This window comes from Desulfobacterium sp. N47, assembly GCF_051233685.1.
In the GTDB taxonomy this organism is placed as follows: Bacteria; Desulfobacterota; Desulfobacteria; order Desulfobacterales; family RPRI01; genus RPRI01.
On sequence record NZ_JBAMMY010000139.1, the window covers coordinates 1 to 17,102 of the forward strand.

At 37.6% G+C, this 17,102-nt stretch carries 33 protein-coding genes and 1 pseudogene; 31 read left to right on the forward strand and 3 right to left on the reverse strand.

Annotated features, from left to right (window positions below; translation table 11 throughout):
* From tuf to rplQ, 31 genes and pseudogenes are all read left to right on the forward strand, one after another.
* Nucleotides 1–141, forward strand: a pseudogene (tuf, locus tag VXK47_RS09270) (elongation factor Tu); the annotation flags it as partial.
* 15 nt (nt 142–156) lie between these two features.
* Nucleotides 157–468: a small ribosomal subunit protein uS10 gene (gene rpsJ / locus VXK47_RS09275; protein WP_435548497.1), complete on the forward strand. Its 312-nt coding sequence runs from the start codon at nt 157–159 to the stop codon at nt 466–468.
* Nucleotides 469–488: 20 nt separating this feature from the next.
* Nucleotides 489–1,124 carry a large ribosomal subunit protein uL3 gene (gene rplC, locus VXK47_RS09280; RefSeq protein ID WP_435548498.1) on the forward strand — a complete coding sequence of 212 codons (636 nt, stop codon included), beginning with the start codon at nt 489–491 and terminating at the stop codon, nt 1,122–1,124.
* 69 nt (nt 1,125–1,193) lie between these two features.
* Complete coding sequence (gene rplD, locus VXK47_RS09285; protein ID WP_435548499.1) at nt 1,194–1,817, forward strand: 50S ribosomal protein L4; 624 nt, start codon at nt 1,194–1,196, stop codon at nt 1,815–1,817.
* Nucleotides 1,814–2,101 (forward strand): uL23 family ribosomal protein, encoded by a 288-nt coding sequence (gene rplW / locus VXK47_RS09290; protein WP_435548500.1) that lies wholly within the window; start codon nt 1,814–1,816, stop codon nt 2,099–2,101. The genes rplD and rplW overlap by 4 nt, the downstream gene beginning before the upstream one ends.
* Nucleotides 2,102–2,117: 16 nt before the next feature.
* Complete coding sequence (gene rplB, locus VXK47_RS09295) at nt 2,118–2,945, forward strand: large ribosomal subunit protein uL2 (RefSeq protein ID WP_435548501.1); 828 nt, start codon at nt 2,118–2,120, stop codon at nt 2,943–2,945.
* 66 nt (nt 2,946–3,011) lie between these two features.
* Nucleotides 3,012–3,293 (forward strand): 30S ribosomal protein S19, encoded by a 282-nt coding sequence (rpsS, locus tag VXK47_RS09300; protein ID WP_435548502.1) that lies wholly within the window; start codon nt 3,012–3,014, stop codon nt 3,291–3,293.
* Nucleotides 3,294–3,321: 28 nt separating this feature from the next.
* Nucleotides 3,322–3,660 carry a large ribosomal subunit protein uL22 gene (gene rplV, locus VXK47_RS09305; protein ID WP_435548503.1) on the forward strand — a complete coding sequence of 113 codons (339 nt, stop codon included), beginning with the start codon at nt 3,322–3,324 and terminating at the stop codon, nt 3,658–3,660.
* A gap of 17 nt (nt 3,661–3,677) precedes the next feature.
* Complete coding sequence (rpsC, locus tag VXK47_RS09310) at nt 3,678–4,331, forward strand: small ribosomal subunit protein uS3 (RefSeq protein ID WP_435548504.1); 654 nt, start codon at nt 3,678–3,680, stop codon at nt 4,329–4,331.
* A gap of 20 nt (nt 4,332–4,351) precedes the next feature.
* Complete coding sequence (rplP, locus tag VXK47_RS09315; protein ID WP_435548505.1) at nt 4,352–4,765, forward strand: large ribosomal subunit protein uL16; 414 nt, start codon at nt 4,352–4,354, stop codon at nt 4,763–4,765.
* Between the two features lies 1 nt (nt 4,766).
* Nucleotides 4,767–4,973, forward strand: a complete 207-nt coding sequence (gene rpmC / locus VXK47_RS09320; RefSeq protein WP_435548506.1) for a large ribosomal subunit protein uL29 — start codon at nt 4,767–4,769, stop codon at nt 4,971–4,973.
* A gap of 8 nt (nt 4,974–4,981) precedes the next feature.
* Complete coding sequence (gene rpsQ / locus VXK47_RS09325; protein WP_435548507.1) at nt 4,982–5,239, forward strand: small ribosomal subunit protein uS17; 258 nt, start codon at nt 4,982–4,984, stop codon at nt 5,237–5,239.
* Between the two features lie 18 nt (nt 5,240–5,257).
* Nucleotides 5,258–5,626, forward strand: a complete 369-nt coding sequence (rplN, locus tag VXK47_RS09330; RefSeq protein ID WP_435548508.1) for a large ribosomal subunit protein uL14 — start codon at nt 5,258–5,260, stop codon at nt 5,624–5,626.
* Between the two features lie 28 nt (nt 5,627–5,654).
* Nucleotides 5,655–5,972 (forward strand): 50S ribosomal protein L24, encoded by a 318-nt coding sequence (rplX, locus tag VXK47_RS09335; RefSeq protein ID WP_435548509.1) that lies wholly within the window; start codon nt 5,655–5,657, stop codon nt 5,970–5,972.
* A 36-nt stretch (nt 5,973–6,008) separates the two neighbouring features.
* Nucleotides 6,009–6,548, forward strand: coding sequence for a large ribosomal subunit protein uL5 (gene rplE / locus VXK47_RS09340; RefSeq protein ID WP_435548510.1), 540 nt, complete (start codon nt 6,009–6,011; stop codon nt 6,546–6,548).
* A gap of 232 nt (nt 6,549–6,780) precedes the next feature.
* A complete protein-coding gene (locus tag VXK47_RS09345) occupies nt 6,781–6,966 on the forward strand; it encodes a 30S ribosomal protein S14 (protein WP_435548511.1) in 186 nt (61 codons plus the stop codon).
* A gap of 59 nt (nt 6,967–7,025) precedes the next feature.
* Nucleotides 7,026–7,424, forward strand: a complete 399-nt coding sequence (gene rpsH, locus VXK47_RS09350) for a 30S ribosomal protein S8 (RefSeq protein WP_435548512.1) — start codon at nt 7,026–7,028, stop codon at nt 7,422–7,424.
* A 32-nt stretch (nt 7,425–7,456) separates the two neighbouring features.
* A complete protein-coding gene (gene rplF / locus VXK47_RS09355) occupies nt 7,457–7,996 on the forward strand; it encodes a 50S ribosomal protein L6 (protein ID WP_435548513.1) in 540 nt (179 codons plus the stop codon).
* Between the two features lie 85 nt (nt 7,997–8,081).
* Nucleotides 8,082–8,450, forward strand: coding sequence for a 50S ribosomal protein L18 (gene rplR, locus VXK47_RS09360; protein ID WP_435548514.1), 369 nt, complete (start codon nt 8,082–8,084; stop codon nt 8,448–8,450).
* 30 nt (nt 8,451–8,480) lie between these two features.
* On the forward strand, nt 8,481–8,975 hold the full coding sequence (gene rpsE, locus VXK47_RS09365) for a 30S ribosomal protein S5 (protein WP_435548515.1): 495 nt from the start codon (nt 8,481–8,483) through the stop codon (nt 8,973–8,975).
* A 29-nt stretch (nt 8,976–9,004) separates the two neighbouring features.
* Nucleotides 9,005–9,202: an uL30 family ribosomal protein gene (gene rpmD, locus VXK47_RS09370; RefSeq protein ID WP_435548516.1), complete on the forward strand. Its 198-nt coding sequence runs from the start codon at nt 9,005–9,007 to the stop codon at nt 9,200–9,202.
* Entirely contained in the window at nt 9,189–9,632 is a 444-nt protein-coding gene (gene rplO / locus VXK47_RS09375; protein WP_435548517.1) for a large ribosomal subunit protein uL15, read from the forward strand. The genes rpmD and rplO overlap by 14 nt, the downstream gene beginning before the upstream one ends.
* Complete coding sequence (secY, locus tag VXK47_RS09380) at nt 9,632–10,948, forward strand: preprotein translocase subunit SecY (protein ID WP_435548518.1); 1,317 nt, start codon at nt 9,632–9,634, stop codon at nt 10,946–10,948. The genes rplO and secY overlap by 1 nt, the downstream gene beginning before the upstream one ends.
* A gap of 1 nt (nt 10,949) precedes the next feature.
* Nucleotides 10,950–11,705, forward strand: a complete 756-nt coding sequence (gene map, locus VXK47_RS09385) for a type I methionyl aminopeptidase (protein WP_435548519.1) — start codon at nt 10,950–10,952, stop codon at nt 11,703–11,705.
* Nucleotides 11,706–11,708: 3 nt separating this feature from the next.
* Entirely contained in the window at nt 11,709–11,927 is a 219-nt protein-coding gene (gene infA / locus VXK47_RS09390; RefSeq protein ID WP_435548520.1) for a translation initiation factor IF-1, read from the forward strand.
* Nucleotides 11,928–11,992: 65 nt separating this feature from the next.
* Nucleotides 11,993–12,106 (forward strand): 50S ribosomal protein L36, encoded by a 114-nt coding sequence (gene rpmJ, locus VXK47_RS09395; protein ID WP_435548521.1) that lies wholly within the window; start codon nt 11,993–11,995, stop codon nt 12,104–12,106.
* A gap of 15 nt (nt 12,107–12,121) precedes the next feature.
* On the forward strand, nt 12,122–12,505 hold the full coding sequence (gene rpsM / locus VXK47_RS09400) for a 30S ribosomal protein S13 (protein WP_435548522.1): 384 nt from the start codon (nt 12,122–12,124) through the stop codon (nt 12,503–12,505).
* Between the two features lie 23 nt (nt 12,506–12,528).
* Nucleotides 12,529–12,915 carry a 30S ribosomal protein S11 gene (gene rpsK / locus VXK47_RS09405; protein ID WP_435548523.1) on the forward strand — a complete coding sequence of 129 codons (387 nt, stop codon included), beginning with the start codon at nt 12,529–12,531 and terminating at the stop codon, nt 12,913–12,915.
* Between the two features lie 323 nt (nt 12,916–13,238).
* Nucleotides 13,239–13,868, forward strand: coding sequence for a 30S ribosomal protein S4 (rpsD, locus tag VXK47_RS09410; protein ID WP_435548524.1), 630 nt, complete (start codon nt 13,239–13,241; stop codon nt 13,866–13,868).
* A gap of 145 nt (nt 13,869–14,013) precedes the next feature.
* Entirely contained in the window at nt 14,014–15,036 is a 1,023-nt protein-coding gene (locus tag VXK47_RS09415) for a DNA-directed RNA polymerase subunit alpha (RefSeq protein WP_435548525.1), read from the forward strand.
* Nucleotides 15,037–15,044: 8 nt separating this feature from the next.
* Nucleotides 15,045–15,545, forward strand: coding sequence for a bL17 family ribosomal protein (gene rplQ / locus VXK47_RS09420; protein ID WP_435548526.1), 501 nt, complete (start codon nt 15,045–15,047; stop codon nt 15,543–15,545).
* A 190-nt stretch (nt 15,546–15,735) separates the two neighbouring features.
* On the opposite strand, the gene VXK47_RS09425 is transcribed toward rplQ, so the two are convergent.
* Genes VXK47_RS09425 through VXK47_RS09435 form a run of 3 tightly spaced genes read right to left on the reverse strand, consistent with a single transcriptional unit; the run spans nt 15,736 to nt 16,905 of the window.
* Nucleotides 15,736–16,269 (reverse strand): sigma-54-dependent Fis family transcriptional regulator, encoded by a 534-nt coding sequence (locus VXK47_RS09425; protein WP_435548527.1) that lies wholly within the window; start codon nt 16,267–16,269, stop codon nt 15,736–15,738.
* The gene (locus VXK47_RS09430; RefSeq protein ID WP_435548529.1) at nt 16,184–16,591 is read right to left on the reverse strand and encodes a sigma-54 factor interaction domain-containing protein; all 408 of its coding nucleotides are present in this window, start codon (nt 16,589–16,591) and stop codon (nt 16,184–16,186) included. The genes VXK47_RS09425 and VXK47_RS09430 overlap by 86 nt, the downstream gene beginning before the upstream one ends.
* Complete coding sequence (locus VXK47_RS09435) at nt 16,546–16,905, reverse strand: hypothetical protein (protein WP_435548528.1); 360 nt, start codon at nt 16,903–16,905, stop codon at nt 16,546–16,548. The genes VXK47_RS09430 and VXK47_RS09435 overlap by 46 nt, the downstream gene beginning before the upstream one ends.
* Between the last annotated feature and the right edge of the window lie 197 nt (nt 16,906–17,102).

The window sequence follows — 17,102 nt, forward strand, 5'->3', positions numbered from 1 at the left end:
GAGATGATAATGCCCGGAGATAATGTAGCGATATCGGCGGAGCTGATAACTCCCATAGCGATGGAGACCGAGCTTCGGTTTGCGATAAGGGAAGGTGGCCGGACGGTCGGTGCCGGAGTTGTAAGTAATATTATAGCATAAAAAGAAAGATAACTTATGATAATGAACACCAAGATCAGAATCAAGCTTAAGGCTTATGATCATAAGCTGTTGGATCAGTCGGCATCAGATATAGTTGATACAGCAAATAAGACCGGCGCTAAAGTTATTGGACCTATTCCTTTGCCGACAAGAATTAATAAATATTGTGTTCTACGATCACCTCATATTGATAAGAAATCAAGAGAGCAGTTCGAAATGAGAACACATAAAAGACTACTCGATATTATAGAACCAACTCAGCAAACTGTTGACGCCCTGATGAAATTAGATCTTTCTCCAGGAGTAGATGTCGAGATAAAACTGTAGCATAGGAAACGGTAATAGCTATGTGTAGAGGATTAATAGGTAAGAAATTGGGAATGACCGTCATGTTTTCTTCTGAAGGAAAATGTGTGCCGGTAACTGTATTAAAGGTCGGACCATGTGTAGTAACCCAGATAAAGTCTAATGAGACAGATGGTTATAATGCTCTTCAGATCGGCTTTGGTGAAAAAAAGAAAACGCGGATTAATAAGCCGGTTCAAGGCCATTTGAAAAAAGGTGGTCTTGAATCCTGTGAATACATGCGGGAGTTTTCTGTTGAAAATCCCGAAGAATATAAGTTGGGCCAGATATTAAATATAGAAATGTTTAATGTCGGGGACTTGGTGGATGTAAGTGGTATCATAAAGGGACGGGGTTTTTCCGGTGTAATAAAAAGGCATGGATTTTCCGGCGGAAGAAAAACCCATGGTAGCCACTGCCACAGAATACCTGGCTCTATAGGCGCAAGCGCATGGCCTTCGAGGGTGTTTAAAGGGAAAAAACTTCCGGGACATTACGGTTGCTGTAAGCAGACTATGAGAAATTTAGAGATTATCGATGTAAGACAGCATGATAATTTGATATTACTTAAAGGTGCTGTACCTGGTCCAAGATCAGGCATGATTTCTGTATTAAAGCCGAATGTTATAAAGAAATAAGCATATTTGCAAAAGAAATTTGCTTTAATATAAAGAGTTGAAAAGTAAATTGATTAGGACGGATAGATTATGTCACTTATAGATGTTTACAACTTAAACGGAGAAAAAGTTTCACAGCTTGAACTAACGGATAGTATATTCAATATCCCTGTGAAACCCAGTGTGTTGCATGAAGTTGTTACCATGCAGCTTGCCTGTAGACGGGCAGGCAGTGCTTCTGTAAAACATCGTAGCGATGTTAGAGGAAGTACTAGGAAACTGTTTCGCCAGAAAGGAACGGGCAGGGCACGTAGAGGTGATATTAAATCTCCTTTATTAAGGGGAGGTGGATCGATTTTCGGACCTGATCCGAGATCTTACTCTTATAAAGTTCCCAAGAAAATAAAGAAATTGGCTCTTAAAATGGCTTTGAGCAGTAAGACAATCAATAACAATCTTATTGTTATTGATAAATTTGAGCTTGAAGAAGCAAAAACAAAAAACTTTATCGCTGTTATTAACACTCTTAAGATTAAAAAAGCATTGATTATTACTGAAAAATTAAATGAGAGCCTTGAGCTTTCATCGAGGAATGTACCTGATATTAAGGTAATGAGATTTGAAGGTTTAAATGTTTATGATATCTTGAAGTATGATAAACTTATTTTGCTTGAGACTTCAATCAAAGGTATTGAAGGGAGGTTAACAGCATGATTCGTTATGATGTTATAAAGCGGCCTTTAATTACTGAAAAAAGCACTATTCAAAAAGAAACAGCCAACCAGGTTACTTTTGAAGTCGATCGTAAGTCTAATAGGGTTGAAATTAAAAAAGCGGTCGAAGATATATTCAAAGTTAAAGTTGCTGGCGTAAAAACGATTCAGGTTATGGGTAAATTCAAGCGCAGGGGTCGTATCCTTGGGAAACGTAATGATTATAAAAAAGCTATCGTGAGACTCATGCCTGGTGAGCGTATTGAATTTTTTGAAGGAGTATAGATTCTAGGAGTATAGTATGGCTGTAAAGAAAGTAAAACCAACATCGCCCGGAAGACGTTTTCAGGTATATTCATCATTTGAAGAAGTTACCCGTCCGAAACCGGAAAAAAGCCTCGTCAGAGCCGCATCAAAAAGTGGTGGGCGTAATGTACATGGTCGTATCACCAGCAGACACATTGGTGGCGGAAGCAAACAGCATTACAGGATAATCGATTTTAAACGGGATAAAACTGGGATTCCTGCAAGGGTAGCTGCAATAGAATACGATCCCAACAGGAGTGCCAGAATCGCACTGCTTCATTATGTTGACGGTGAAAAGCGCTATATTCTTGCTCCATTGCATCTTAACGTTGATGATACTGTTATATCTGGACCCGAAGCTGATATTAAACCGGGTAATACACTACCTTTAAGTAATATACCGTTAGGTACACATATACACAATATTGAACTACGTATCGGAAAAGGCGGTCAAATAGTAAGGAGCGCCGGGACTTTTGCACAACTTATGGCAAAGGAAGATAAGTATGCATTAGTGAAACTGCCATCAGGAGAAGTCCGGATGGTGCTTTTAAAGTGTAAGGCTACGATAGGGCAGATCGGTAATGTTGTTCATGAAAATATATCCATCGGGAAAGCAGGACGGAAACGATGGCTTGGAAGAAGACCGAAAGTCAGAGGGGTTGCCATGAATCCTGTTGATCATCCGATGGGTGGTGGAGAAGGCAGATCATCTGGTGGACGGCATCCATGCAGTCCGTGGGGTATGCCGACAAAAGGATATAAAACGAGAAAGAACAAGAGAACAAATATTTATATAGTGAAAAAGCGCACACAGAAATAAATGCAGGCTTTGATAATTTATATTTTAATATTAGGATGAGCCAAGTTTTATTTTGCAGGAGAATATATGCCACGTTCGTTAAAAAAAGGTCCATACGTAGAACAAAGTTTATTGAAAAAAGTCCTGGCTATTAATGAAAGCCGTGGGGCCAAAGTTATAAAAACATGGTCTAGGCGTTCAACTATTATTCCAGAAATGGTAGGAACTACAATGGCGGTTCATAATGGGAAAAAATTTATTCCTGTATTTGTTTCAGAAAATATGGTTGGACACAAACTGGGAGAATTTTCACCTACCAGGACTTTTTACGGACATGCAGGCGATAAAAAAACTAAATTGAAAAAGTAAGAAGAAGAAAGAAAAAGGAATAATTGCTATGGAGGTCAAGACATTAGCAAGATATATGCGTATTTCACCTCAGAAAGTCCGAAAACTTATCGGTGCGGTGAAGGGGAAAAAAGTTGAGACAGCTTTAAACGAACTCAAATTTATGCCGCAGAAATCTGCCGGAATAGTTGAAAAAATAATAAGATCAGCTGTTGCAAATGCAAATCAGAATCCAAATATTGATGTGGATTCAATGGTTGTTCGAAACATTGTAGCGGATACCGGACCCACATTGAAACGATTTGCAGCGCGAGCACGTGGGAGGGGAACACGTATAATAAAAAGAACTACGCATATTACTGTAACTTTGGGTGATAGTTTGTCGTAAATAAAGGAGGAATAAGCTTGGGTCAGAAAGTAAATCCTATTGGACTGAGATTGGGTATAATTAAAACATGGGAATCAAGATGGTATGCCGGTAAGAATTATGCCGAATATATACTTGAAGATTCCAATATAAGGAAATTCTTGAAAAAGAAACTTAATAGTGCAGGTATATCAAGAATTGAAATTGAAAGGTCATCCAAGCGGGTAAGACTCCGGATTTATGCATCAAGGCCTGGTATCATAATTGGTAAAAAAGGTTCAGAAATACTGCAGCTTAAGCAGGAGCTTGAGAAACAAATATCTCACGAAGTACTTATAGATATACAGGAAGTAAGAAAACCTGAGATAGATGCTCAACTAATTGCCGAAAGTGTTTCACAGCAAATCATAAAAAGGGTTGCCTTCAGAAGAGCTATGAAACGGGGAGTTGCATCGGCAATGAGATTTGGTGCAATGGGTGTCAAAATAATATGTTCCGGCAGGTTAGGTGGTGCAGAAATGGCAAGGAGGGAATGGTATCGTGAAGGTCGTGTTCCACTCCACACCTTAAGGGCTGATATTGATTACGGCTTTACAGAAGCTCTTACAACTTATGGAATAATAGGTATCAAGGTATTTGTTTTCAAAGGAGAGATCCTTAGAAAAGATCAAATTGAAGCAGGTATAAATTAACCTGCGGGAGAGAAAAGCAGATGCTTAGTCCCAAAAAAGTAAAATTCAGAAAACAGCAAAAAGGAAGAATGAAAGGTATTGCCGATCGTGGGTCCAGTTTGAATTTCGGTGAATATGGATTGCAGGCGCTGGAATGTGGTGCAATTAATTCAAAAGAAATTGAGGCTGCTCGTATTGCCATTACAAGGCATGTAAGGAGAGGCGGCAAGATGTGGATAAGAATATTTCCGGATAAACCATTTACAAAAAAACCAGCTGAAGTAAGAATGGGTAAAGGAAAAGGTGCCCCGGAGGGTTGGGTTGCAATAGTCCGCCCAGGGAGAATACTTTATGAAATGGAAGGTATTTCTAGGGATCTTGCAAAAGAAGCATTAAGACTTGCTTCGCATAAACTTTCAGTAAAAACGAGGTTTATCGACAGGAGTAATTTATAATATGAAAGCGAGTGAAATAAGAGATCTGAGCCACGATGAACGTATAAGAAAATTAAATGAGCTGAAAGAGGGCCTTTTTAATTTACGCTTTCAACATGGAATCGGCCAGCTTGAAACACCCAATAAGATGATGGTTAACAAGCGTGAAATTGCAAGAATAAAAACCATTGTTCGGGAATATGAACTTACAAAGAAAGATAAAGAATAAGTGCTGCCATGAATATAAGAGGGATAAAAAGACAAATGGTTGGAACTGTTGTAAGTGACAAGATGGATAAAACTGTTGTTGTTCAGGTTGAACGACTGATAAAACATAAGTTTTACCATAAATATATCAGAAGACGGACTAAGTTCTCCGCTCATGATGAAAAAAACTCTTGCAAAGCCGGTGATAAGGTCATGATTACCGAGTCTAGGCCTTTAAGCAAGACAAAAAGATGGCGTATCAGCGAGATAGTTGAAAAAGCTGTTTGATTTTAGAGGGAAAATAAAATGATTCAGGCAGAGACGAGGTTGACGGTAGCCGATAACTCAGGCGCTAAAGTGGTTTACTGTATTAAAGTTCTTGGAGGTTCAAGAAGAAGATACGCCAGTATTGGCGATATTATTGTAGTATCTGTAAAAGAAGCTATTCCTAACTCCAAGGTAAAAAAAGGTGAAGTACTTAAAGCTGTTGTGGTGCGAACTAAAAAAGAGATTAGAAGACCGGATGGGTCTTTTATACGTTTTGATGATAATTCAGCTGTACTGATTTCAGCTAATAAGGAACCGATTGGAACACGAATATTTGGCCCTGTTGCGAGGGAGCTCAGAGCCAAAAAATTTATGAAAATCATTTCGTTGGCTCCAGAAGTATTATAGTTTAATCCCGCCTGTGGAGAAGTGGATTATGTTAAATATAAAGAAAGATGATAAGGTTAAGGTTATTGCCGGTAAGGATAAGGGCAAGATAAGCAAGGTTGTTAAAGTCATAAAAAAGAACAACAGGATTCTGGTAGAAAATGTTAATATAGTAAAACGACATACTAAGCCATCTGCAAAAAACAGGCAAGGGGGGATCGTTTCAGTTGAAGCTCCGATCCATGCATCAAATGTCATGCTGATGTGTAATAAATGCATTAAGCCTGTTCGTATAAAAATGCAGAACCTTGAAAATGAAAAAAATACTCGCGTTTGCCGAAAGTGTAATGAGATAATAGATAAATAGTGTCAGGTAGAAGTTTTTGTTTTTGAAAGGAATGTAATGGCACGGTTAAAACAATATTATGACAAAGAGGTTGTTCCGAAACTGATTGAGACCTTTCAGTATAAGAACATAATGCAGGTTCCTAAAATTGAGAAAGTTGTAGTTAATATTGGTCTTGGAGAAGCAATTCATAATATAAAGCTGCTTGATGCGGCTGTTGAGGAGCTTAAGATCATAACAGGACAGAAATCTGTTATTACTAGGGCAAAAAAGTCTATAGCTGCTTTCAAATTAAGGATTGGTATGCCCATTGGATGTATGGTTACGCTTAGAAAAGATCGCATGTACGATTTTTATGATAAACTTGTAAATATCACACTTCCACGGGTTAGAGATTTCAGAGGGGTATCCGGCAAAGCTTTTGATGGTTATGGAAACTACACATTAGGCATTAAGGAACATATAATTTTCCCGGAAATCGACTACGATAAGATAGAAAAGATTAAAGGACTGAATATTTGTGTTGTAACTTCAGCGACTACCGATGCAGAGGGGAAAGAACTTTTAAAACTCCTAGGGATGCCGTTTAGAAATTAATTTAATACAGATAAGTAGTAATAAGCTTAAAATTCGGCCTAAAAAGTTATAATGTCAGACCTGTTAAAAATAACCATTTTGCTTACGTTAGAGGAATGTGAGAATTTATAATTAAGGGAACTTCTTTTGATTAATTCCCTCTAAATTTTTACAGAATTATAATCTATACAAAAGTAGTATAAATAGTTTGGCAAATATAATGGTTGTTTGATGAGGTCTCAAGGAGGGTGAGTTGGCGAAGCAGGCGCTTAGAAATAAAGCGAAGGAAAAACCAAAGTTTGGTGTAAGGGAATATAACAGATGCCCGATTTGCGGCAGACCGCGGGGTTTTATTAGAAAGTTTGGAATATGCCGTATTTGTTTTCGAAACCTTGCCTCAGCAGGTAAACTCCCAGGCGTTACCAAATCCAGCTGGTAAAAGATTAGTTCTAACGGATTGGTTTTTTGTTAATATGGATATATAGATCGGAGATAAGAATGGCAATATGTGATCCAATTGCGGATATGTTGACCCGGATAAGAAATGCCGGAAAGGCAAAATTAAATAATGTTGATATACCCGCCTCGAAGTTGAAGGCTGAGTTGGCAAAGGTTTTCAAAAACGAGGGCTTTATAAAGAATTATAAATTTATAAAAGATGATAAACAGGGTATTTTGCGGGTTTATCTTAAGTATGGTCAAAACCAGAGCAGTGCTATATATGGGATCGAAATGGTCAGTAAACCGGGGCGCAGGACGTACATTAAAAATAGTAAAATTAAGCCTGTGCTTGGTGGTATGGGTGTTGCTGTTTTGACCACTTCTAAAGGCGTAATGACCGATAAAAGAGCTGCAAAGGAAAACTTAGGGGGCGAAGTACTCTGTAAAATTTGGTAAGATAAGATTCGGTAAAAATAGAGGAGTAATAGATGTCTCGCGTAGGAAAAAAACCGATTCAGGTTCCTGATAAAACAAAGATAATATATAAAGACAAAGTAATCACTGTTGAAGGGAAAAAAGGTTCTCTTAAACAAACGATACATCCTGATATCGATTTAAAGATTGAAGGTGGCTTTATTACTGTTTCAGCAATTTCGGATAACAGATCCGGAAATGCATTGCATGGCATGACAAGAAGTCTTGTAAGCAATATGATAACTGGTGTTAATAATGGCTTTGAGCGTATTCTTGAAATAAGCGGTATAGGGTATCGTGCTGAACTAAAAGAAAAAAGCTTAATATTCAATCTTGGATTTTCACATACGGTCGTTTTTGATCTACCTGAAGGAATTTCTGCAGTAGTGGAAAAGAATACTGTTATTAAGCTTTCTGGTATAAATAAACAAAAACTAGGATTAGCCGCTGCTTCTATAAGAAGATTGAAACCTCCCGAGTCGTATAAGGGGAAGGGTATAAAATACGCTGAAGAAATTATTCGCAAAAAAGCGGGTAAAACAGGAACTAAATAAACTGATTTTTATATGTTGCGATTTGATGATGATAGAAATAAGATTTTCGATCTCGTAATCGTTGAAAAAAACAAGGGAAATAAGTATGGGGTCAGTAAATATCAAATATCAGGCAAGATTAAAAAGAAAAAAAAGAATTAGAAAAAAACTCTCTGGCACACAAGAACGCCCTAGGTTATGTGTATTTAAAAGTGCTAAGCATATTTATGCTCAGATAATTGATGATACAAAAGGGCATACACTTGTTGCAGCCTCCAGTACTGAAAAATCGGTTACAGGCCAAAGTGATGCGAAAAAGAAAATATCAATTGCAAATCTTGTAGGAAAGACTATAGGTATTCGTGCAGTTGAAAAAGGATATAAAAAAGTCGTTTTTGATCGCAGCGGATTTTTATACCATGGGCGCATAAAGGCTGTATCTGAGGGTGCACGTGAAGCAGGGTTGGATTTCTAGATATCTAATAAAAATTATGGAGGCAGAGCCTTGTTCAAACGAGAAGTAGGCGAAAATCAGTTAATAGATAAAGTTGTTTATATTAACAGAGTGGCTAAAGTTGTCAAGGGTGGCCGGAGATTCAGTTTCAGCGCTATTGTTGTAGTTGGCGATGGTGAAGGAAGTGTTGGTTATGGTCTCGGAAAAGCCGGAGAAGTACCGGAGGCTATAAGGAAGGGCGTAGATCAGGCAAAGAAAAATATGGTAAATGTCTCTCTTGTGGATGGAACGATTCCTTTTGAAGTTATAGGTAAATTTGGGGCTGGCCGAGTGCTTTTGAAGCCTGCATCCAAAGGAACGGGACTTATTGCCGGCGGTGCTGTCAGGGCAGTTCTTGAAGCTGTTGGCGTTCAGAATGTTCTTACGAAGTGCATGGGATCTCATAATCCCCATAATGTCGTAAAAGCAACCATATCAGGATTAAAAAAACTACAGAGTCGTGAGCAGGTAGCTGAACGAAGAGGTAAAACAGTGGAAGAGCTTTAATCTGTAAGCTATATCAGGGAAAATTATAAATGTCTGGAATACTGAAAATTACACTAGTAAAAAGCATGATTGGGCGGCCGGAAAAGCACAGAAAAGTGTTGACAGGAATTGGCCTTACAAAGCTTAACAAAACAGTAGAATTAATGGATACTCCTTCGATTCGAGGTATGATCGGTAAGGTATCGCATCTTGTTAAGGCTGAGGAGAAGATAGATGAAGTTAAATGAATTATCACCTGCAGAGGGCTCAAAAAAATCACCCAAGCGGATTGGCCGTGGTCCAGGATCCGGAACAGGTAAGACTTCGGGGAAAGGTCATAAAGGCTATAAAGCTCGTTCAGGCGGTGGAGCGAGGCCAGGATTTGAAGGTGGCCAAATGCCCATACAAAGACGGCTTCCAAAGGTTGGCTTTACAAATATTTTCAAAAAAGAAATTGCCGTAATAAATATACGTGATCTTTTGAAATTTGAAAGCGGATCAGTGGTTGATGTTGATCTCCTGGTTAGTTCGGGTATTGTCAAGGGAAAACATGATGGCATAAAACTTCTGGCTCAGGGCGATATAAATTATTCACTGACCATAAAATTAGATCGGGTAAGCAACGGCGCAAGGACTAAGATTGAAAAAGCCGGTGGTAAAATAATAGAGGTTATATAATGGTTGGAAGCGGCTTCCAGAATATATTCAAAATACCTGAGCTTAAAAAAAGAGTAATAGTTACACTTGGGTTGATTCTTGTTTACAGAATAGGTGTTCATGTTCCTGTGCCGGGTATTGACAGTGTTGCTCTTGCCTCCTTTTTTGCAAAGGCAAAAGGAACATTGTTAGGTCTTTTTGATATGTTTTCCGGTGGCGCGTTTGAAAAATTATCTGTATTTGCGCTTGGTATAATGCCTTACATTAGTGCATCTATAATTTTACAGCTATTAACTGTTGCTGTTCCGCATCTTGAGCGTCTTTCCAAGGAAGGGGAACAGGGACGGAAAAAAATTACACAATATACAAGATATGGAACTGTATTGCTTAGCATAATTCAGGGCTTTGGCATCAGTATAGGCCTTGAGAGTATGACTTCTCCCGGAGGTGCGGCTATTGTTATATTTCCTGGCTGGGGATTCAGGCTGATAACAGTTATTACGCTTACAGCCGGAACAGCATTTATTATGTGGCTTGGTGAACAGATTACTGAGCGAGGAATTGGAAATGGAATTTCATTAATCATATTTGCAGGTATAATTTGCAGAATGCCGAATGCAATTGCGAATACCTTTAAGCTGGTTTCAACCGGGGAAATGAGTATTTTTCTTGTTATCCTGCTGCTTATATTTATGGTAGCAGTAGTTGCTGTGATTATATTTGCTGAGCAAGGTCAAAGGCGTATACCAGTCCAATATGCAAAAAGGATAATTGGCAGAAAAATGTATGGCGGTCAGAGCACACATTTACCTCTTAAGTTAAATACTTCCGGTGTTATCCCTCCGATATTTGCATCTTCTATAATGATGTTTCCAGCGACAATTGCCAGTTTTATAAAGATAGATACAATGCAGAATTTTGCAAAATCACTAACACCCGGCAGCTTGATTTATGAGATCCTTTTTGTTGGATTGATAATATTTTTCTGTTATTTTTATACAGCAATTACATTTAATCCAGTTGATGTGGCAGAAAATATGAAAAAACATGGAGGATATATACCAGGAATAAGACCGGGTAAACGTACCTCCGATTATATTGATAAAGTGTTGAATCGAATTACATTGGGTGGTGCAATATATATTTCATGCATATGTGTTCTCCCGTCTATATTGATTAGTAAACTTAAAGTACCATTTTATTTTGGCGGTACAGCACTATTAATAGTTGTTGGTGTTGCAATTGATACTATTTCACAGATTGAATCGCACATGATATCTCGCAATTATGAAGGATTTCTTAAAAAAGGCGGGACAAGGGTTAAAGGGCGCTTTTGATATGCTGATTTATAAATCACCAAAAGAAATCGAAAAGATTAAGATAAGCAATCAGATTGTAGCGGGTATTCTGACTGAACTTGAAAAAGAAGTTAGACCTGGAATAACAACATTATATCTCAATGATGTCGCTGAAGAATTGGCATGTAAGAAAAAAGCATTACCTGCATTTAAGGGTTATAAAGGTTATCCATATTCGCTTTGTACATCCGTGAATAATGTTGTTGTACACGGGTTGCCTTCGAAAAAACAACTTGTAGAAGGTGATATTATTAGCATTGATTTTGGTGTATTGTTTGGTGGATATTATGGCGATTCTGCCATTACAGTTCCTGTTGGGAAAATATCAAAATCAGCAAAAAAACTTATCCTTACTACAAAAGAATCTCTATATAAAGGCATTGAAAAAGCGCTACCGGGTGGTAGGTTATCTGATATTTCAAATGCTGTTCAGTCTCATGCCGAATCAGAAGGCTATTCGGTTGTCCGTGTTTTTGTGGGACATGGAATAGGAAGCAGCCTGCATGAAGATCCGCAGATTCCAAATTATGGTAAACCGGGCATTGGAATTATGTTAAATGCAGGAATGACTATAGCAATTGAGCCTATGGTTAATGAGAAAGGCTGTGAAGTAGAGATCCTTGAAGATGGGTGGACAGCCATAACAAAAGATGGTGGCTTGTCAGCGCACTTTGAACATACTATAGCCATTACTGATAAAGGACCTGTTATTTTAAGTGAAAGAATTGTGAGCTGAAATATGGCAAAAGATGAAGCAATCAAAGTAGAAGGAACAGTGCTTGAGACGCTGCCCAATGCAATGTTTAAGGTAGAGCTTGAAAACAAACATCAGGTGCTTGCACATATTTCAGGGAAGATGCGTATGCATTTTATAAAAATACTTCCAGGAGATAAAGTTACTGTAGAACTGTCGCCTTATGATCTTACACGTGGCAGAATAACTTATAGAACAAAATAATGAATTAAGATTTATAATTTATTTGGTGAAATTATATAGTATTGGATATGTGAGGAGTACTGTAAATGAAAGTCAGGGCGTCGGTTAAGAAAATATGCAGCAAATGCAAAATTGTTCGTAGAAAAGGCATTATACGAGTAATATGTGAAAATAAGAGACACAAACAAAGGCAGGGATAAGAAGGAGGATAAGCTTTGGCAAGAATTTCAGGAGTAGATCTACCTAAGCATAAGAGAGTTGAAATCGGCCTGACATATATTTATGGCATAGGAAGATCCATGTCAAAATCGATACTCTCAAAGCTTAATATTAATCCGGATACTAAAGTAGATCAGTTATCTGAAACAGAAATCAACAGTATCCGTCAGATTATTAATACAGAATATAAAGTTGAAGGTGAACTCCGAACTGATATTTCGATGAACATCAAGAGACTTATGGATCTTGGTTGTTACCGCGGACTTCGCCATAGAAAATCGCTTCCTGTGCGGGGTCAGAGAACAAAAACAAATTCGAGAACCAGAAAGGGCCCGAAACGTTCTACGGTAAAGAAAAAGGCTGTAACTAAAAAGAAGTAAATTAATATACAGAGGCTTTATATATGGCGAAAAAAACTCGAGTAAAAAAGAAAGAAAAAAAGAATATACCCAGCGGAGTTGTACACATTTACTCTACTTTTAATAATACAATAATTTCGATTACAGATCCTGCTGGTAACGTTGTAGGTTGGTCTAGCGCCGGGGTCCAGGGATTTAAAGGATCAAGGAAAAGCACTCCTTTTGCCGCGCAACTAGCGGCTGAAGATGCCGCTAAAAAAGCTATGGAACATGGAATGAAAAATGTAGATGTATATGTTAAAGGACCTGGACCAGGAAGGGAATCTGCACTTCGTGCCCTTCAGTCAACGGGTTTTAATATTTTAATGATAAAGGATGTAACACCTATTCCGCATAATGGTTGCCGATCACCAAAAAGACGAAGGGTGTAAACAAGGGAATAAGGATGAAAGCAGCAATATTATAAATATATAGATAATTAATAATAAGCTGTTTTATAGTGCTTGATAAATATAAATTGAAATGTAATCAAAGAACGAAATTACTATATAATATTATTATTTTAATTGATAATCTGATTATTTCATTCAGTTGAATTGACAATGGGTATAAAAAAGATACCCTGATTGGAAATATGTCTGGTTCTTATCTTAGTTATTGCCTTGGGGCTATTTGAAAAACATCGTTTATAATAAGTAATTATTGCCAATTCGAGTTAAACAAAGTGTTGTATAAGTTTTAAAAGGAGGAAGATTTGGCACGATATATAGGTGCGGTATGTCGGCTGTGCCGACGTGAAAATTTAAAAATGTTTCTTAAGGGTGATCGTTGTTATTCGGATAAATGTGCTTTTGATAGGCGCAGTTATTCACCAGGCCAGCACGGCCAGCGTCGGGGTAGAAAATTTTCCGATTATGGAGTGCAGTTGAGAGAAAAGCAAAAAACGAAACGTTTATATGGTCTTTCTGAAAAGCAGTTTCGCCTCTTTTTCGAAAGAGCTGAGAGGCAAAAAAATATAACCGGAACCAATCTTCTTGTAATGTTAGAACGAAGGTTAGATAATGTTGTCTACAGACTTGGTTTTGTTGCTTCGCGTACTCAGGGTCGTCATTTTGTAAGACATAATCATTTTAAGATAAACGGCAAAAAAATTAACATTCCCTCTTATCTGATAAAAGTTGGGGATATATTGGAACTAAATGAGACAAGTCGTAATATTAAGGCAATAAGCGATTCTTTAGATGCTGTTGCTCGAAGGGGTGTCCCGCAATGGCTCGAATTGGAAAAAGATAATTTTAAAGGAAGAATTAAGAGTTTTCCTGTTCGCGAAGATATTACTATGCCTATCCAGGAGCAGCTTATAGTGGAACTTTATTCAAAATAATATATTTATAATTATTTTTTAATATTGCATTTGCATAATGTGTTTATATGTATTTTGCAATATTATTTATTGTCTGTATATATGAATAGTTGCACTATATAATTTATAAAAAATTGTTCCCTGAAAAAATCTGGAGAAAATACTTATGGCTTCAAATGAACTTATGTACATGAACTGGCAAGAGATGATTATGCCCGATAAAGTTCAGGTAACCACCAATATGCCCAACTATGACAAGTTCGTTTGTGAACCTCTTGAAAGAGGATTTGGATTAACTATCGGCAACGCATTAAGGCGGATAATGTTATCTTCGCTGTATGGAGCTGCTATAGTTTCAGTGAAAATTGATTCAGTATTTCATGAATTCAGCGTGATACCGGGTGTACTAGAAGATGTATCTGAGATTATCCTTAACCTTAAATGTGTTAGATTCAAGACGGCAGACGATGAACCAAAAACTGTTCGCATTGATGCAACAGGTGAATGTGAAATAACAGCGCGAGATATAATAAGTGATGATGGAAAATGTGAGGTTTTAAATCCTGATATCCATATTGCATCCTTATCAAAAGATGCTGTTTTAAAAGCTAATATGACGGTTAAAGTTGGTAAAGGGTATTCTTTATCCGAATCTAATAAGAATGAAGATGATCCGGTAGGAACTATCCCTATAGATTCAGTTTTTTCACCTGTTAAGCGGGTTAACTATGTTGTAGGAAATGCTCGTGTAGGACAGAGAACTGATTATGACAAACTTACCATTGAGGTATGGACGGATGGAAGTTTGTCACCAGTTGAGGCGCTTTCATATTCTGCAAAAATAATTAAAGAACAGATGTCAATATTCATCAATTTTGATGAGAAACTTGAACCGGAAGTAGAAAAGAAATCAGAAAAGCGCCAGAAGCCGCAATTTAATGAAAATTTGTACAGAAGTGTTGAAGAATTAGAGCTTTCAGTAAGAAGCGCAAATTGCCTTAAAAATGCTAATATATTTAAAATATATCAACTGGTCAATAAGACTGAGGCAGAGATGCTCAGAACGAAAAATTTCGGAAGAAAATCATTAAACGAAATTAAGGAAGTATTGAGTGAAATGGGCTTATCTCTGGGCATGAAACTGGAAGAGTTTGTACTTCCCGAAGAAGATGAAGCAGAAGGAGAATAAAGAGTTATATGAGACATCAAAATGCAGGTGTAAAATTAGGAAGAACAAGCAGTCATAGGGATGCTATGTTTAGAAATATGGTAACTTCTTTGTTTAAGCATGACAGGATAAGTACAACTGATGTTAAAGCCAAAGAATTGAGACGTTGGGCAGATAAAATTATAACACTTGCAAAACAAGGTGATCTTAATGCCAGACGGCAGGCTTTATCAATAGTGAGAGAAAAAGAAGTTGTGCATAAGCTTTTTGAAGAAGCTTCGGAACGATTTGGTTCAATTGCAGGAGGATATACCAGGATAATAAAAATTGGTAATCGTCCTGGAGATGCTGCACCTATATCTATGATAGAACTTCTTGGTTCTGATAAGAGCATAAAGAAAGACGAAAAGAAAATTAAAACAAAACCGGTTGCAAAGAAAAAAAAGATTATTAGTAAAAAGCCAGAAAAAGAGATAAATAAAGAAGTAGAAGCTTCTGTTGCAGACGAAATAGGCACAGGTACGGATTAAGCAGATATTCGGCTTATTTTATAAGTAAATCTATTTAGCTATTAAAGTTTGTCAAAAAAATATTAATACTATTATTTACTCGGTCAGATAGTGCAGATTCTTTCTAACCGAGTAAATTATTTTAATAGTTTTGTAACTAATTTAATCATAATTAATAATTTATTTGATTATGATCAGTTTTAAATATCTATCAGAGTTGTGGGTTAGATATATTATGACTAACTTGCTTCTTTTTTCCATATTTTATTCCTATCTTATCCATTCTGCATCTTAGTGTATTGGGATTTACACCAAGTAGTTCAGCAGCTCCACCGACACCACTGATTTTACCCTGAGTTTCATCAAGCACTGACCTGATGTGATTTCCAACAACTTCATCTAAAGTAAGTTTCCTGCCGTTTATTTTTGAAAGAACCGGGGTATCATCGGTTTGAGAAAATATGAAGTGCCCGAAATTTAATAAACCGCCGCTATATTGGATCAAAGCCCTCTCAACCATATTTTCAAGCTCCCTTACGTTTCCCTTCCACGGATAATCAATAAGTCGTTCAATGGCTCCAGGAGCTATAGGCGGAATACCACGAAAATTAAGCTCTCTTGTTTTACGTTTTAAAAAGTGCTCAACAAGTGCAGGTATATCAAACTTTCTTTGTCTCAAAGGGGGGATTACTATAGGAAATACGCTCAGTCTGTACCAAATCTTCCCTGAATTTATTGTTTCCAACCATCTGCTCAAGATTCCTGTGAGTGGCTGCAATAATGCGGGTATCAACAGTAATAGTTTTTGTTCCGCCAACACGCTCAAGCTCCTTTTGTTGAATGACCCGCAAAAGTCTGCTTTGTGCCTGCATAGGCAGATCTCCTATCTCATCTAAAAAAATCGTTCCTCCATGGGCCCTTTCGAAACGGCCTCTTTTTTGAGAAACGGCACCAGTAAAGGCTCCTTTTTCATGACCAAATAATTCACTATCGATAAGACCTTCAGGGATAGCACCGCTGTTTACTTTAATAAATGGCCCTTCTTTGCGTGGAGAAGCATAATGAATGGCATTTGCGACAACCTCTTTGCCAACCCCCCCCCTGTCTCACCCATAAGCAGTACCGGATTATCCCGTGGTGCTACCTGATGTACCATATCCATTACGCTTTTCAGGCCTGAATCAGCACCAGCAATTTTATCTCCTGCAAGCTGGCGAAGCTCTCGTATCAGATATTGATTGTCATCCGCCAACATATCTTTAAGTTTTAAAACATCCTCGTGTCTTAAAGCATTTGACATGGCAACTGCGAATGGGTCGTGCAGCATTGCAACCCATCTTGCATGTGAATCAAGATACCTGTCTTTGCCTCCTGCCCTCATAACTAAAACTCCGAGTCTCGCACTGTCAGTCAAAAGAGGGAAAATCATACATGATGATTATAATGGACCCCGAAATTTGAACTGATGGTTAAGCTGCTTTTTCTGTGATATTGACTCCATTATAAAGGAGACAGAATGAGAAAGCAATATCCAGGGAATTTTAAAGCAAAGGCTGCATTGGAAGCCATCAGGTCAGA